Source organism: Kribbella sp. NPDC104740 (assembly GCF_055583505.1).
Genome location: NZ_JBVJNV010000005.1, coordinates 401,868 through 415,763 on the forward strand (window position 1 = coordinate 401,868; position 13,896 = coordinate 415,763).

Genomic DNA, 13,896 nt, shown 5'->3' on the forward strand with positions numbered 1-13,896 from the left:
TGAAATCCCCTTGTTCTGTTGGCTTTTCCCGTTGGTCTGGTGGCGGTCAGCTGTTCAGGCGGACCGGCATCAGCACGTACCGGAACTCGCTGATCGGGTCACCGTCGAAGTCCTCGACCCCGGTCAGCTCGGCCGGCTTCGTCGCTTGGGTGAACGCCAGATGGGCCACCGGTGTTCCGATCGCGTTCAGGCCGTCCAGCAGGTACGTCGGGTTGAAGCCGACCGTGACCGGCTCGCCGACCACGCGGGCCTCGATCGACTCCGACGCCTGCGCCTCGTCACCGCTGCCGGCGTCGAGCGTCACCGAGTCCTCGGAGAACGTCAGCCGGACCGGCGCGTTGCGCTCGGCGACCAGAGCGACCCGCTTGACCGCCTCGACCAGGGTCGCGGTGTCGAGCCGGACCCGGGTGGCGATCGCGGAGTCGGTCGGGATGATGCCGCGGACCTTCGGGAACTCGCCGTCGAGCAGCCGTGTGGTGGCCCGGCGGTTGCCGCCGGAGACCTCGCCCTCGAAGCCGACGATGCCGTCGCCGCTGCCGGGAGCCGCCAGCGACACGATGATGTCGGTGCCGGTCATCGCCTTGGCGGTCTCCGACAGCACCCGGGCCGGGATCAGCGCGGCGGCCGAGGCGTCGGGGGACTGCGGGTTCCACTCCAGCTCGCGGATCGCCAGCCGGTACCGGTCGGTGGCGAGCAGGGAGATCGTGGAGCCCTCGATCTCGACCCGGACGCCGGTCAGCACCGGGAGCGTGTCCTCACGCCCGGCCGCGGTGACCACCTGGGAGACCGCCTGGGCGAACACGTCGCTCCGGACGGTGCCGCTGGCGGCGGGGAGGTCGGGCAGAGCCGGATATTCCTCCGTGGGAAGCGTCTGGAGCGTGAACCGCGAGCTGCCGCAGGTGACCTGGGCCTTCGCGCCGTCCACGGCGACGTCCACGGGCTGGTTCGGCAGGCTCTTGGAGATGTCAGCGACCAGCCGGCCGGAGATCAGGCACTTTCCGGTGTCGGCCACCTGGGCCGGCACGGTGACACGTACGGAGGTCTCGTAGTCGAAGCCGGACAGGGTGATCTGCCCTTCCTCGGCCTCGACGAGAAGCCCCGCCAGGATCGGGACGCTGGGACGACTGGGCAAGCTGCGAGCGGCCCAGGCCACCGACTCGGCCAGTACGTCGCGCTCGACGCGAAACTTCACCGCTGGGTGCCTCCTGATTCGGCTGTGTGCCAGGCAGATCCTGCCACGGACGGATGTGATGTGTGTCCACCGGGCTTGACGCGGCGGTTCGCCACATCTCGTACCGACAGCCTGACAGGTTCCACCGACACTGCCCAGCACCGGGAGACGAGGGGTCGGTGAAGGGCCGAAAAACGGAGTTTTCCCCAGGTTGGGCCGCTCGAACCATTTTCGGACTTTGGAACCTCTGTAGATTCCATAAGGTTCTTCGCACGTGTGGAAAGTGTGGAAAAGCGGCGAAACCGCAGGTCAGACCGCGAATTGGCCTGTGTGCCGGGTGTGGACGAAATCGGGCTTGCCTGGGGACGCCTGGGTACGACGAGATCTGTCCCCACAGGCCCTCCACAACGAAACGCCCTTCGTCCACCGGGATACCCACAGTTATCCACAGCTGTGTCCCCAACCTGTGGGGTGCTCGTGACCGGGTCGTGGCGCTCGGCGTACGGGGTTCGTACGGCGGCTGTCGACCCGGCCGGCGAGGTCATTGCTGCTTGGCCTGGTGCTTGATCCGGTTGGTCAGCTCGGTGACCTGGTTGAAGACGCTGCGCCGCTCCGACATCAGCTGGCGGATCTTCCGCTCGGCGTGCATCACGGTGGTGTGGTCGCGGCCGCCGAACTGCTGACCGATCTTCGGCAGTGACAGGTCGGTCAGCTCGCGGCACAGGTACATCGCGATCTGGCGGGCGGTCACCAGGACCCGGCTCCGGCTCGATCCGCACAGGTCGTCGATCGACAGCCCGAAGTACGACGCGGTCTGGCCCATGATCATGCTCGCGGTCACCTCGGGCTTGCTGCCCTCGGGGATCAGGTCCTTCAGCACGATCTCGGCCAGGCTCAGGTCGACCGGCTGCCGGTTCAGGCTCGCGAACGCCGTCACCCGGATGAGGGCGCCCTCGAGCTCACGGATGTTGGTCTGCACCTTCGACGCGATGAACTCCAGCACCTCCGGCGGCGCGGTCAGCCGCTCGGTGGCCGCCTTCTTCCGCAGGATCGCGATCCGGGTCTCCAGGTCGGGCGGCTGGATGTCGGTGATCAGGCCCCACTCGAACCGGTTTCGCAGCCGGTCCTCGAGCGCCTCCAGGCGCTTGGGCGCCCGGTCGGAGCTGATCACGATCTGCTTGTTCGCGTTGTGCAGCGTGTTGAAGGTGTGGAAGAACTCTTCCTGGGTCTGGATCTTGCCTTCCAGGAACTGGATGTCGTCGATCAGCAGCACGTCGACGTCGCGGTACCGGCGCTGGAACTGGGACGCCTTGTCGTCGCGGATCGCGTTGATGAAGTCGTTGGTGAACTCTTCGCTGGACACGTACCGCACGCGGGCGCCGGTGTAGAGGCTGCGCACGTAGTGGCCGATGGCGTGCAGCAGGTGGGTCTTGCCCAGCCCGGAGTCGCCGTAGATCAGCTGCGGGTTGTACGCCTTGCCCGGCGCCTCGGCGACCGCGACGGCCGCGGCGTGGGCGAACCGGTTCGAGCTGCCGATGACGAAGGTCTCGAAGGTGTACTTCGGGTTCAGCCGCGCCTCGCCCTGGGCGTCGCTGGCCGGCGTACCGATCGGGGCCGAGCCGTTCGGCGGCGGGGCGACCGAGCCGAGCGGCTGCTGGTGACCGATCCCGTAGCCGTTGCCCTGGGCGTACTGCTGGTTGTTGTGCTGCGGCTGTTGCTGCTGGGGCGCCGGCTGCTGGTGCTGCGGAGCTTGGTGCTGCGGCGCTTGCTGGTGCGCCGGCGGCTGCTGCTCGTGGGACTGGTGGTTCTGGGGCTGCTGCTGCGTGTGCTGCTGCTGGGTGAGCGAGTCAGGCGCGGTCAGCTCGGACTGGATCGTCGGCTGGTACGAGCCGTCGGTCTGCAGCGGCTGGCTCTGCTGCTGCGGCGGCTGCTGGGACTGCGGCTGCTGCTGGTGAGCCTGAGGGGACTGGTCGTGCTGCGGCTGCGGCTGGTGCTGCTGGCTCTGCTGCTGCGCGTACGACTCGTCCTGCTGGAGCTGGCTCTGCTCGTACCGGTTCTGCCCCAGCGGGCTCGGCTGGAACTGCGCCGGCGGCTGCAGGTAGTCGCCACCCAGCTGGCCTTGCTGCTGCGGCTGCTGGTTCGGCTGCAGGTGGCTGGGCTGCTGGTGGTTCGGCTGGTGACTCTGGTGGTTCGGCGGCTGGTACTGCGGCACCGGCGGCTGGAACGGATTCTGCTGGCGGACCGGCTCCGGCTGCGGCGCCGGCTCGCGGAGCTCCGGGTCCAGCGACGGGTCGACGGTGACCGCGATCCGGATGTCCCGGCCGAAGCTCTCGCTGAGGATCCGCTCCAGGTCCGGCCGCAGCCGGGTCTCCAGCTGCCCGCGGGTGAAGTCGTCCGGTACGGCGACGATCGCGGTGCTCTCGTGCAGGGTGACCGGGCGGCTGTTGGTCAGCCAGGCCCGCTGGTTCGGGGGCAGACCGGCGAGCACCCGGGTCCAGGCCTCGTCCAGATCCTTCACTTCTGTCCTGCCGTCCGCGCTTGCGGACTGGTCCTCGACCACGCGTTGCTCCCCGAATCCATCGCTGCGGTGGCCGGTCCGCCCGGGCTGTGCTGCCCCGGCCGGTGCGACCTCGTCCCGATCACCGGCCACTGCTGGTGCGCCCGGTGGCCGCACGTCGCAATCGCTGGTCTCCTCAACCGGGTTTTCCTCATTGTCCACACGGTTGTCCACAGTTGTGAACGAAGCGCGGACCAGGTTGGTTACCGGGTGGGGAAAGTGGGACCTCTGGTGTGAAGGGCTGACGCTAACAAGTCCCGTCCTGCTGCTTCAAGCCGTCATCCACAGGCTATGCACGCCAAATTGGGGGCAACGTGCGGCGTGTCGGGTGGACGCCGGAGCGCAGTCGTGGTGGGCCTGTCGCTGTGGGTAGGCGGCCTGACCACGCTGTCACCGGGCCCTGACGGTGGGTTTCGTCCACAACCCTGTGGAAAACTATGGGGACGGCTGGTTTGACCTGTCCACAGGCCGCCACGTACCGTGGATCGGTCGGCGTTGAGCCGGCCGTTTCGTGCTGCGCTCCAGAGGGACCGTCTGTTTGTCGGCGTCATGTTGACTGGGTTCTGGGTCGGTGTGCAGGACCTGCACCATGGGGCAGATCTACCAGTGGATTTGTCGACAATCATGATCGAGTAACCGGAGTCATTCCAGTGAGCAAGCGGACCTTCCAGCCGAACAACCGTCGTCGGCACAAGAAGCACGGCTTCCGTCTTCGGATGCGCACCCGCGCGGGCCGCGCCATCCTCGCCTCCCGTCGTGGCAAGGGCCGTCAGCGCCTCGCGGCCTGAGGTCCGCCGACCGACGCGGTGACCACCTCGTGCTGCCCCCGTCGCACCGGCTCCGCCGGTCCGACGACTTCCGCCGCGCCGTCCGATCGGGACGGCGGGCTGGTCGGCGTGCGGTGGTCGTTCACCTGCTGCCCGGATCCGGCGTCACCGCCGGGACTCCGGTCGACGCTGCTCGTGTCGGATTCGTGGTGAGCAAGGCGGTGGGCAACGCGGTTGTGCGCAACCGTGTCCACCGCCGGCTGCGTGCCGTCCTGGCCGCGCGGCTCCCCGACCTGCCGGCCGGCAGCCTGACCGTCGTCCGGGCCCTGCCCGCGTCGGCCACGGCGTCGTACCCCGAGCTGGTGGCCGACGTCGACGGTGCGCTGCGGCGCGTCCTGGTGGACTCCCGATGACGTTCTCGCCCGTGAAGTACGGGCTGATCGGGTTCCTCAAGCTCTACCGGAAGGTCGTCAGCCCGATGTACGGGCAGGTCTGCCGGTTCTACCCCAGTTGTTCGGCGTACGCCCTGGAGGCGGTCGAGCGGCACGGCGCGGTGCGCGGTAGCTGGCTGGCGGCGAGGAGACTCGCCCGCTGCCACCCGTGGAACCCCGGCGGCTACGACCCCGTTCCACCCACAGATGTCGACCAGCGCGGAGAGTCGCTCTCCGCCAACCAGCCCGGATCGTCGACCGACGCCGGGCCTGTGCAGCGAGGTGCCTGAGTGATCATTCCCCTGGCCATCCCCGAGCTCGCCTTGTGGGACGGAATCGTCGAACTGTTCAACACGGTCATGACTCCGCTCTACTGGGCTGTCTCGGCACTGCTGGTGGGGTGGCACTGGCTGCTCTCGCAGGTGCTGGACCCGAACGGCGGCTGGGCCTGGGCGCTGTCGATCGCCGGCCTGACCATCGTCATCCGGACGCTGCTGATCCCGCTGTTCGTGCGGCAGATCCGCTCCAGCCGGAACATGCAGCTGCTGCAGCCGAAGATGAAGGAGCTGCAGAAGAAGTACGGCCACGACCGGGAGAAGCTCGGTCAGGAAATGATGAAGCTGTACAAGGAGACGGGCACCAACCCGTTCTCCTCGTGCCTGCCGCTGCTGCTCCAGTCGCCGATCTTCCTGGCGCTGTTCCGGGTCCTCGACTACGCGTCGAAGGGCAAGACGCACGCGAGCATCATGGACCCGCACGTCTCGTCGCTGCAGCACGCGAAGATCTTCGGCGCGGAGATCTCCCAGACCTTCCTGAAGGCCAACGGCGACGGCGCGACCAACGTCAAGATCGTCGCGATCGTGCTGATCATCCTGATGACCAGCACGATGTTCATCACCCAGCTGCAGCTGATGCGCAAGAACATGCCGAAGGAGGCCCTCGAGGGCCAGGCGGCGCAGATGCAGAAGATCATGCTCTACGTCTTCCCGATCTTCTTCCTGATCGGTGGCTTCAACTTCCCGATCGGTGTGCTCATCTACTGGTTCGTCTCGAACGTGTGGACGATGGGCCAGCAGTTCTACGTGATCCGCCGCAACCCGGCCCCCGGCACCCCGGCGTACGACGCGATGGAAGCCCGCAAGCGCGAGCACAACCGGCGCGCCGGCAAGCCCGAGGACACCGGTCTGGCCGGCGCCCAGGCCGAGGGTGACACGCTGACCGATCGCCGGCCGGCCCAGCGGCAGCAGCCGAAGCGCCAGTCGCGGAGCGACCGGAAGAGCGGCCCGACGGCCGGGCCGGCCGGCGCGAGCGGCGTACAGGACGAGCCGAAGGCGTCGATTAACGGCCAGCCGTCCTCCGCGTCGGCGACCCCGGCTCCGGCCAAGAAGGCCCCGGCCGCGAAGAAGGCTCCGGCCGGCGGCAAGCGCCAGCCGGCCGCCAAGTCCCGTGCGCAGCGGACCGCCCAGCAGAAGGCCGGGCAGAAGAAGTCCGGCGGCGGAACGCCCCGCAAGACCGACAGCTGAGCCACCGGCCGCTGTGATCCCTGCTTTTGTACGAACCGGGTCCCCGTGGGGCGGATCTCGAACCGTGAAGGAGTGGCCGTGAGCGACGGCATGCAGAACGAGTCGGCGGACAAGTCCACCGCTGACGAGCGTCTCAAGGCGCTGGAGGCCGAGAGCGACATCGCGGCCGACTACCTGGAGGAGCTGCTCGACATCGCCGACCTGGACGGCGACATCGACATGGACATCGACGGCGACCGCGCCGCGGTGTCGATCGTCGGCGCCGACCTGAGCAACCTGGTCGGCGAGAACGGCAAGGTCCTCGAGGCGCTGCAGGAGCTCACCCGGCTGGCCGTCTACCGGGAGACCGGTGAGCGGTCGCGGCTGATGCTCGACGTGTCGAACTACCGGGCCAACCGGAAGGCCGAGCTGGAGAAGGTCGGCAAGAAGGCCGTCGAGGACGTCCAGGCGACCGGCAAGCCGGTCCGGCTCGACCCGATGACACCGTTCGAGCGCAAGGTCGTGCACGACGTCGTCGCCGCGGCGGGCCTGACCAGCGAGTCCGAAGGCGAGGAGCCGCGTCGCCGGGTCGTCGTCCAGCCGGCCTGATCGTCGTGCTCTGCTCGTGACAGATGACGTTTCACGTGAAACCCCGCCGCTCGTGGAGGAGCTCTTCCCCCGGGCGGCGGGCCGCCTTGCGGCGTACGCCGACCTGCTGGCGACCGAAGGCACCCTCCGCGGCCTGATCGGCCCGCGCGAGGTCCCACGGCTGTGGGACCGCCACCTGCTGAACTGCGCCGTGCTCGAACGGCTGATCCCGGAGGAGTCCACGGTCGCCGACATCGGCACCGGGGCCGGCCTGCCCGGGATCGTGCTGGCGCTGGTCCGCCCCGACCTCCAGGTCGCGCTCGTCGAGCCGTTGCTCCGGCGTACGACGTTCCTGGAGGAGGCGGTCGACAAGCTCGGCCTGGACAACGCGTCGGTTGTGCGCGCCCGGGCCGAGGACCTGCGCGGTACGACGTACGACGTGGTGGCCTCGCGCGCGGTCGCGCCGCTCGGCAAGCTGGCCGGCTGGTGCCTGCCGCTGCTCGACGAGGGCGGCCTGATGTTGGCCATGAAGGGCGCCTCGGCAGAGGACGAACTGGCCGGCGCGGAGGGGGAGCTGGAGGCCCTGGGCGCGGAAGTTTGGCACGTTCACCAACTCGGCGTCGAGGAACTGGCCCAGCCGACGACTGTCGTGAGTATTGTGGCCGGACGTGCTGCGCGGGGATCCCAGCACAGAAGACGCGGGAGGTGAACGGGTTGGTGAGTCGCGCCGTCGGATGGCCGGACAGGAGCACGGGGGAATCCCGTACGACCCAGGGAATCGGCTGGCCGGCAGACCCCGGCACGCCGGTCGTCCGCATCATCGAACGCCTCACCCCCGAACCCCCGGTTGCACCGTCACCGGCTCCGCCCGTCGACCCCACCCCGGCGCTCCCATCGGCTGAGGCTGCACCGGCGCCGACGCAGGCACCGACCGAGCCGACGGAGCTCACGCCGACTGAGTCCACGCTGTCTGAGCCCACGCTGGCCGAGCTGATGCCGACTGAGTCCACCCCGGCCGGGCTCACCCCGGCCGGGCTCACCCCGGCCGGGCCCACCCCAGCCGAGACCGCACCGGCCGAGACCGCACCGGCCGAGACCGCGCCGGCCCCCGCACCGGCCCCCGGGCCGGTTCCGGCCGCCGAAGCCGCAGCGGCGTCTCGTCCAACCCCGCTGGCCGAGCCCTCCTCTGCCACGCCTGCTCTGTCTTCTTCCCCTGTTTCCTCTGCTCCGTTCGACCCCGCTCCGGCTCCGGCCGTCGAAGCGGCCGACCGGAACTCCATGCTCCAAGCCGCGGCCTCCCTCGACCTGGGAGCCGCCCCCACGACCTCGGCGACCGAGCCCGTTTCACGTGAAACCAGCCCGGCGCCGACCCCTGACGAAGAGTTCCCCGAGTCTCCACCACCTGTGGATGACCACCCCCGGAACCCACCCTCCCACGCGGGAATTCGTCCACAACCCCCTGTGGACAAAGCTGGGGAGGGACCAGCTCCGTCCCCGACCGACATCCTCTTCGGGCCACGTCCCGTACCTCTTGGAATGGGCGCCATGACTGCCGCACAGATCGCCGCGCGGGCCACCTCGGACGAGCTTCAGCGACGACTCCTCGAAACTCCGATCGCCGCCGCCACCGAACGGACCCTGCTCGTGAACGAAGGACGCACGATGGGCCGCGAGTTCCCGCTGCCCGCCGAGACCCGGGTATTCGTCGTCGCCAACCAGAAGGGCGGCGTCGGCAAAACCACCACCACGGTGAACGTCGCCGCTGGCCTGGCTCTCTACGGCGCCCGCATCCTGGTCATCGACCTGGACCCCCAGGGCAACGCGTCCACCGCCCTGGGCATCGAGCACTCCGAGGGCACCCCCGGTGTCTACGAGGCGATCATCGAGAACGAGCCCCTCAGCAAACTCCTCCAGCCCTGCGAGGAGCACCCCGGCATCGTCGTCATCCCCGCCACCATCGACCTGGCCGGCGCGGAGATCGAACTCGTCAGCATCGTCGCCCGCGAAAGCCGCCTGAAGAAGGCCCTCGACGCCCACCTCGCCGAAACCGAGGCCGCAGGCGAGAAATACGACTACGTCTTCATCGACTGCCCCCCGTCCCTAGGCCTCCTCACTGTGAATGCTCTAACCGCAGCCCGCGAGGTCCTGGTCCCCATCCAAAGCGAGTACTACGCCCTGGAGGGCCTCTCCCAACTCCTCCGCCACATCGAGATGGTCAAGTCCCACCTGAACCCCACCCTCGACGTGTCGACCATCCTCCTGACGATGTACGACGCCCGCACCAAGCTCGCCGGCGAGGTAGCCGCCGAAGTCCGAGGCCACTTCCAGGAAGCCGTCCTCCGCACTGCCGTCCCCCGCTCGGTCCGAATCTCCGAGGCCCCCAGCCACGGCCAAACAGTCCTGGCCTACGACCCGGCCTCAGCAGGAGCCCTCTCCTACCTAGAGGCCTCCCGAGAGATCGCGATGCGCAACAACGCCTGACCCACGCACCTCCCAGAAGGCCCGGACCCCAGTGGTCCGGGCCTTCTGCGTTCCACGTGAAACCACGCCCTGCCGTTCCGCTGAGACGGCACTCGCCGTTCCACGTGAAACGCGACCTCGCCCCACGCGAGCCCCCTGCATCCGCCGACTCGGCAGACCCCTTCCGATGTAGACGGCCGACTTCGCCCCACTAGTCCGGCGTCTGTTTCACGTGAAACGGCACCTGACGAGGTAGACGAGTCGACATGTCGCCGTACCGCTCTGACAGCTCACTCGCGATCAGTGCTGGTGCCCACTGGTAGCGCCCGGCACCTTATCCATGGACCTACAAAGCCCGCGTTCCACGTTGCGGCGCGATGATGCGTCCCTGATAGAGCTCGAGAGCAAGGCATACCTGGCAGCGACCTTGACGTAGCCGGAGGCAGGCTAGAAGTTCCGGCCCTGCGCCTGGTGGACAGGGACGGCAACTGTCGTACCGGGACCGCGAGCTAGCTGGAACCTTTCACGGGGCTGAGGGCTGAGCGCTGAGGGCTGAGGCTGAACCTCCTGGGCTGTGGGCCGTGCGCGGCGGGCGAGGCCTACGCGCTGAGGCCTGAGGGCCGGGAGTCCGAAAGCTCTGGACCGAGGTGGCGGACCGAGGCGCCGGTCCAATGGCGGCGGTCCGAGGGCAGCGGTCCGAGGATGGTGGACCGAGGGCGGGACGCGACGTTGGGGGAGACACGTGCGTGCTGCGCGGGCTCAAGCCGAGGGAGCGGGCCATGTGCTGGCCCGTCCGATCGCCGAGCGGCCCCTGCTCTTCAGGTGTGCGGGATGGGCTGAGTCACTATGCGACGCACTATGGGGAGAGGTGGCCGGGAGGGGGGAAGCGAGCTATCCCCCCAGGTTCACGCCGGCGCCCTGGGAGTCCAGCGATCCGTCGTCCCAGCTCCGCGGCGGGACGTGGGCGCACACCGCGCGGAGCGCTAGCGCTTTTGTGCTGATGGCACGTGGGATGGGTCCGTAAGGGGTCACGAGAACGATTGGTGGAGAAGGAGACTCGCGGAACCGCGAGTCGCCTGAAGGCCAATCAAGTCGCGGAGGACTGGCGTCCATCCGCGCAGTGAATGTGGGCATCCGAGCCAGACGGCTGTCAGGTCTCAGCAAAGCGGAGTGTGGTGTGACTGATCCCTTCCGGACGGAGGCGGCCCGAGGAGCGCTTGGCAGCTCGATGACTCCAATCTGATGCCGGCGCGAGCCGTGGTGCTCGGGCCATCTGTCGGTATCTGGGCCGAGCGCCAGTTGGCCACGGTCGCGCCGACTGTGCCATCGTCGCCAACCGCACCGTCGCCAACCGCACCGTCGCCGACCGCGCTGTCGTCGGGCCGGCCCCGCCATCGTCGCGCCAACCGAGTCATCGTCGCCTCGGCCGTGCCGACGTCGCCCCGGCCTCTCAGGTTGGTTCGACGCAGCGGTTGTGGCTGGGGAGCGTCGACCGAGTAGCGCGAAACGAGCTGTGGTTCGGACGTGGCACATAGAGGCGGTACTCCACGAACTGCAGGGTCGGCATGAGACCTGGCCCTGAGCGCGGAAGAATGGCGAGCGGCGTAGTCGACGGCTCTCCTGCGCGGTCTTGGGGAGGCGGTCTGAGGTACACGATCGCGGAGTACACGCCGGGGCAGGCCGCGGCGTTCACCGTCGTCAAGGCCGACGCGATGGAGGTCAGTGCCGAAGCGATCGGGTGCAACAGCCGCGCCGATCTGGAGTGGCGCTAGGGGGAGATGGGCCCATTGGGTCTGAGTCCGAAGTGGTATTGATGCCTGATCTGGGGTGGACCGGTTGATCGGCGTCGGCGATCTCGTCGACCGCGGCGGCCTCGACGCGGCACGGGCGGGTGCTGTACGGGGTAGTCCAAGGCGTCTCGCGCGGGTCCCGGCAGCCCGGGCTGTCGGGACCCGGCAACCGAGCCGGAGTCGCGGGAACGGTCGTTGGTGGCCCGGCGGTGCTGGTGGTGGAAGGCGATTTCGGGGCGAACGGTCGACAATATCGACGGTGGCCAAGGTATGGCAGGGACACGTGTGTCCGGCGGTGACGCGAGTGTCGGCGGTGACGTGAATGCCGGCGGCGACACGGGGGCATGGCGGGAAGACGCGCTACTTGGATTCTGTGAGAGCGGGGCGGTCCCAGGGCCCCGGAGTCGCTTGCCCTGGATGACCGGCCCGCAGATTGCACGGCGTACGGAACGCCCTCGCGGGCTCGGCCATGGCTTCGAGGGGGCGTTGCGCTTCGCGGATGTCGGGCAAGGATGCTGCTCTCAAATGGATCGACCGAAATACAGGCCTCGCGCTGAGGACAGCAGTGGGGTCAGCCTGAGCTCCCGAGCCTGGTTGCCAACGGCGGCGGTGGCATGTGCGGTGCACGGCAATGCTTGTGGATCCTTTGCCGCATGGTGCACTGCGGTCAAGGGCGCCTCGAGTCGGCTGCGGCCTCGCCATCTATATACAGCCGTCGGTGAGTTCCGGCGGCGGCGTTTAAGACGCGGGTGCAACGTTGTGTCCGCAGGCGCTCGCGTGGTCAGGGCTGGAGTATGTGGCTGGGGGACCCCTTTGCATCGGCGGGTGGACTTCGGCTCGGGTGGCTCGCGGAGATGGGCTCGCCGTCGGAGGTACGCGTCGGTGACAACGGACTAGGAGGAGAGCACCGAGTGCTCAAGTGGTCCGACCGCGCGGTGCCGCGGTAGCGCGTTCCACGTGAAACGTGCCAGCCTTCGCGCCAACGGCCGTCAGCTGCTGGTGGGTGGAGGGCCGAGCGGAACGGGGCGGAGGGGCACCGACCCCCGGGCGTCACAGGTAGGCCTGGAGCGTGCGTGGTCGTGATAGGGGCGGTGATGTTTCACGTGGAACGCCGCGGAGCCTGGCCCGCTGGCGCATGAAGCAGTCGGCCGCTTCGGCTGAAGGTGGAGGAGCGGCGGGGGTAGTTCACGTGGAGGAGGATCGAGGTGGTCGCCAGCGCCAATCAGTCCGTGAGGGTGGAGCGGGCAGGCGGAGATGCTTCACGTGGAACGGGGGGGCTGGGAGGGCTTGGGCGGCGTCGCGTCTCACGTGGAACGGGGGAGTTGGTGTGGGGGCGACACGGGGTGGTGGGGGTGAGGGTGTTGATGGGGCAGGGACCGGTTACCGTTGCGGGGCCGGGGTGGGGGTTTGCTCGGGTGGTGGATTCTGTGGTGGCTGACCTTGAGGAGCGGTATGAACACCAGGCTTGGGCGTGGACTGGGTGCTTTGATTCCGAGTAACCCGGCTCCGGGGGGTGCGACTTTGGGGAGTAAGTCGAGCTCGATTCCGGGGGCGCCGCCTGTGCAAGGGGAAGGGGCCGCTGGGGTTGGGGCGGCTGGTGGTGGTGCGGGTGGGGAGCTGGCTGCCGTGCCGGGGGCTGAGTTTGCTGAGATCGAGGTTGGGAAGATCACGCCTAATCCGAAGCAGCCTCGGAGTGTCTTTGATGAGGATGCGATGGCGGAGCTGGTGCACTCCGTGAAAGAGATTGGGTTGTTGCAGCCGATCGTGGTGCGGCGGCTCGAGGGGGACAAGTACGAGCTGGTGATGGGGGAGCGGCGGTGGCGGGCGACCCAGGAGGCTGGGTTGGAGACGATTCCGGCCATTGTTCGGAACACGTCTGACGATGTGATGCTGCGGGATGCGTTGCTGGAGAACCTGCATCGGAGTCAGTTGAATCCGTTGGAGGAGGCGGCTGCTTACCAGCAGATGCTGGATGATTTCGGGTGTACGCAGGAGGACCTGGCTTCGCGGATCGGGCGGAGCAGGCCTCAGATCTCCAACACGCTGCGGCTGTTGAAGTTGCCGGCTTCGGTGCAGCGGCGGGTGGCTGCGGGGGTGTTGTCTGCGGGGCATGCTCGGGCGTTGCTCGGGTTGCCGAGTGGGGATGCGATCGAGCGGCTGGCGCAGCGGATCGTTGCTGAGGGGCTTTCGGTGCGGACCGTTGAAGAGATCGTTGCCTTGGGCGACATGTCTGCCGACGACCCGACGCCGGCCCGGCGGCGGAACAAGCCGGTGGCGCCGCGGCTCGTGGACCTGGCGGATCGGCTGTCGGATCGGTTCGAGACTCGGGTGAAGGTCGACCTCGGGAAGACCAAGGGGAAGATCACTGTCGAGTTCGCATCGATCGACGACCTGGAGCGGATCGTCACGTTGATGGATCCGAACAAGCAGAGCGAGCAGTAGAGATGGGAAAAGCCCCCACCGGCGCTCGGGTGGGGGCTTTCGGAGGGGCTGCAGGAGCGATTTCGGTGAGGTCAGGTCGCTGAGGTCTGATCGTCAGATCGCTTAGGATCGCTCTCACAGAACTTTTCGGGGCACTTCCAGACCGATAATCGCGATATGTCGACAAATACATATGGCGGTTTACCGTC

At 68.2% G+C, this 13,896-nt stretch carries 10 protein-coding genes and 1 pseudogene; 9 read left to right on the forward strand and 2 right to left on the reverse strand.

What is annotated here, in order from left to right:
• Nucleotides 1–46: 46 nt before the first annotated feature.
• Together dnaN and dnaA are read right to left on the reverse strand one after the other, a co-directional pair.
• Nucleotides 47–1,192 (reverse strand): DNA polymerase III subunit beta, encoded by a 1,146-nt coding sequence (gene dnaN, locus ACZ6Z4_RS27520; RefSeq protein ID WP_465569968.1) that lies wholly within the window; start codon nt 1,190–1,192, stop codon nt 47–49.
• Nucleotides 1,193–1,712: 520 nt separating this feature from the next.
• Entirely contained in the window at nt 1,713–3,902 is a 2,190-nt protein-coding gene (gene dnaA, locus ACZ6Z4_RS27525; RefSeq protein WP_465569969.1) for a chromosomal replication initiator protein DnaA, read from the reverse strand.
• Between the two features lie 476 nt (nt 3,903–4,378).
• Between dnaA and rpmH the strand changes: the two genes are divergently transcribed.
• The 9 genes and pseudogenes from rpmH (at nt 4,379) to ACZ6Z4_RS27570 (ending at nt 13,708) form a co-directional block, all read left to right on the forward strand.
• Nucleotides 4,379–4,516, forward strand: a complete 138-nt coding sequence (gene rpmH, locus ACZ6Z4_RS27530) for a 50S ribosomal protein L34 (protein ID WP_012924626.1) — start codon at nt 4,379–4,381, stop codon at nt 4,514–4,516.
• Between the two features lie 29 nt (nt 4,517–4,545).
• Nucleotides 4,546–4,908, forward strand: coding sequence for a ribonuclease P protein component (gene rnpA / locus ACZ6Z4_RS27535; protein WP_465569972.1), 363 nt, complete (start codon nt 4,546–4,548; stop codon nt 4,906–4,908).
• Nucleotides 4,905–5,216 carry a membrane protein insertion efficiency factor YidD gene (gene yidD / locus ACZ6Z4_RS27540; RefSeq protein ID WP_363670482.1) on the forward strand — a complete coding sequence of 104 codons (312 nt, stop codon included), beginning with the start codon at nt 4,905–4,907 and terminating at the stop codon, nt 5,214–5,216. The genes rnpA and yidD overlap by 4 nt, the downstream gene beginning before the upstream one ends.
• Nucleotides 5,217–6,206 (forward strand): annotated as a pseudogene (gene yidC / locus ACZ6Z4_RS27545) (membrane protein insertase YidC); the annotation flags it as partial.
• Between the two features lie 321 nt (nt 6,207–6,527).
• Nucleotides 6,528–7,037, forward strand: coding sequence for a Jag family protein (locus ACZ6Z4_RS27550; protein WP_465569974.1), 510 nt, complete (start codon nt 6,528–6,530; stop codon nt 7,035–7,037).
• 52 nt (nt 7,038–7,089) lie between these two features.
• A complete protein-coding gene (gene rsmG, locus ACZ6Z4_RS27555) occupies nt 7,090–7,725 on the forward strand; it encodes a 16S rRNA (guanine(527)-N(7))-methyltransferase RsmG (protein ID WP_363670480.1) in 636 nt (211 codons plus the stop codon).
• 836 nt (nt 7,726–8,561) lie between these two features.
• Nucleotides 8,562–9,497, forward strand: coding sequence for a ParA family protein (locus tag ACZ6Z4_RS27560; protein ID WP_363670478.1), 936 nt, complete (start codon nt 8,562–8,564; stop codon nt 9,495–9,497).
• Between the two features lie 1,571 nt (nt 9,498–11,068).
• Nucleotides 11,069–11,248, forward strand: coding sequence for a hypothetical protein (locus ACZ6Z4_RS27565; protein ID WP_465569978.1), 180 nt, complete (start codon nt 11,069–11,071; stop codon nt 11,246–11,248).
• Between the two features lie 1,470 nt (nt 11,249–12,718).
• Nucleotides 12,719–13,708, forward strand: coding sequence for a ParB/RepB/Spo0J family partition protein (locus ACZ6Z4_RS27570; protein ID WP_465569980.1), 990 nt, complete (start codon nt 12,719–12,721; stop codon nt 13,706–13,708).
• The last annotated feature ends 188 nt before the right edge of the window (nt 13,709–13,896 follow it).

What these genes read in the sequence shown, in the direction of transcription:
- yidD (WP_363670482.1), top strand. Translation starts at nt 4,905, where the DNA reads ATGACGTTCTCGCCCGTGAAGTACGGGCTGATCGGGTTCCTCAAGCTC.
- ACZ6Z4_RS27560 (WP_363670478.1), top strand. Translation starts at nt 8,562, where the DNA reads ATGACTGCCGCACAGATCGCCGCGCGGGCCACCTCGGACGAGCTTCAG.
- ACZ6Z4_RS27565 (WP_465569978.1), top strand. Translation starts at nt 11,069, where the DNA reads ATGGCGAGCGGCGTAGTCGACGGCTCTCCTGCGCGGTCTTGGGGAGGC.
- ACZ6Z4_RS27570 (WP_465569980.1), top strand. Translation starts at nt 12,719, where the DNA reads ATGAACACCAGGCTTGGGCGTGGACTGGGTGCTTTGATTCCGAGTAAC.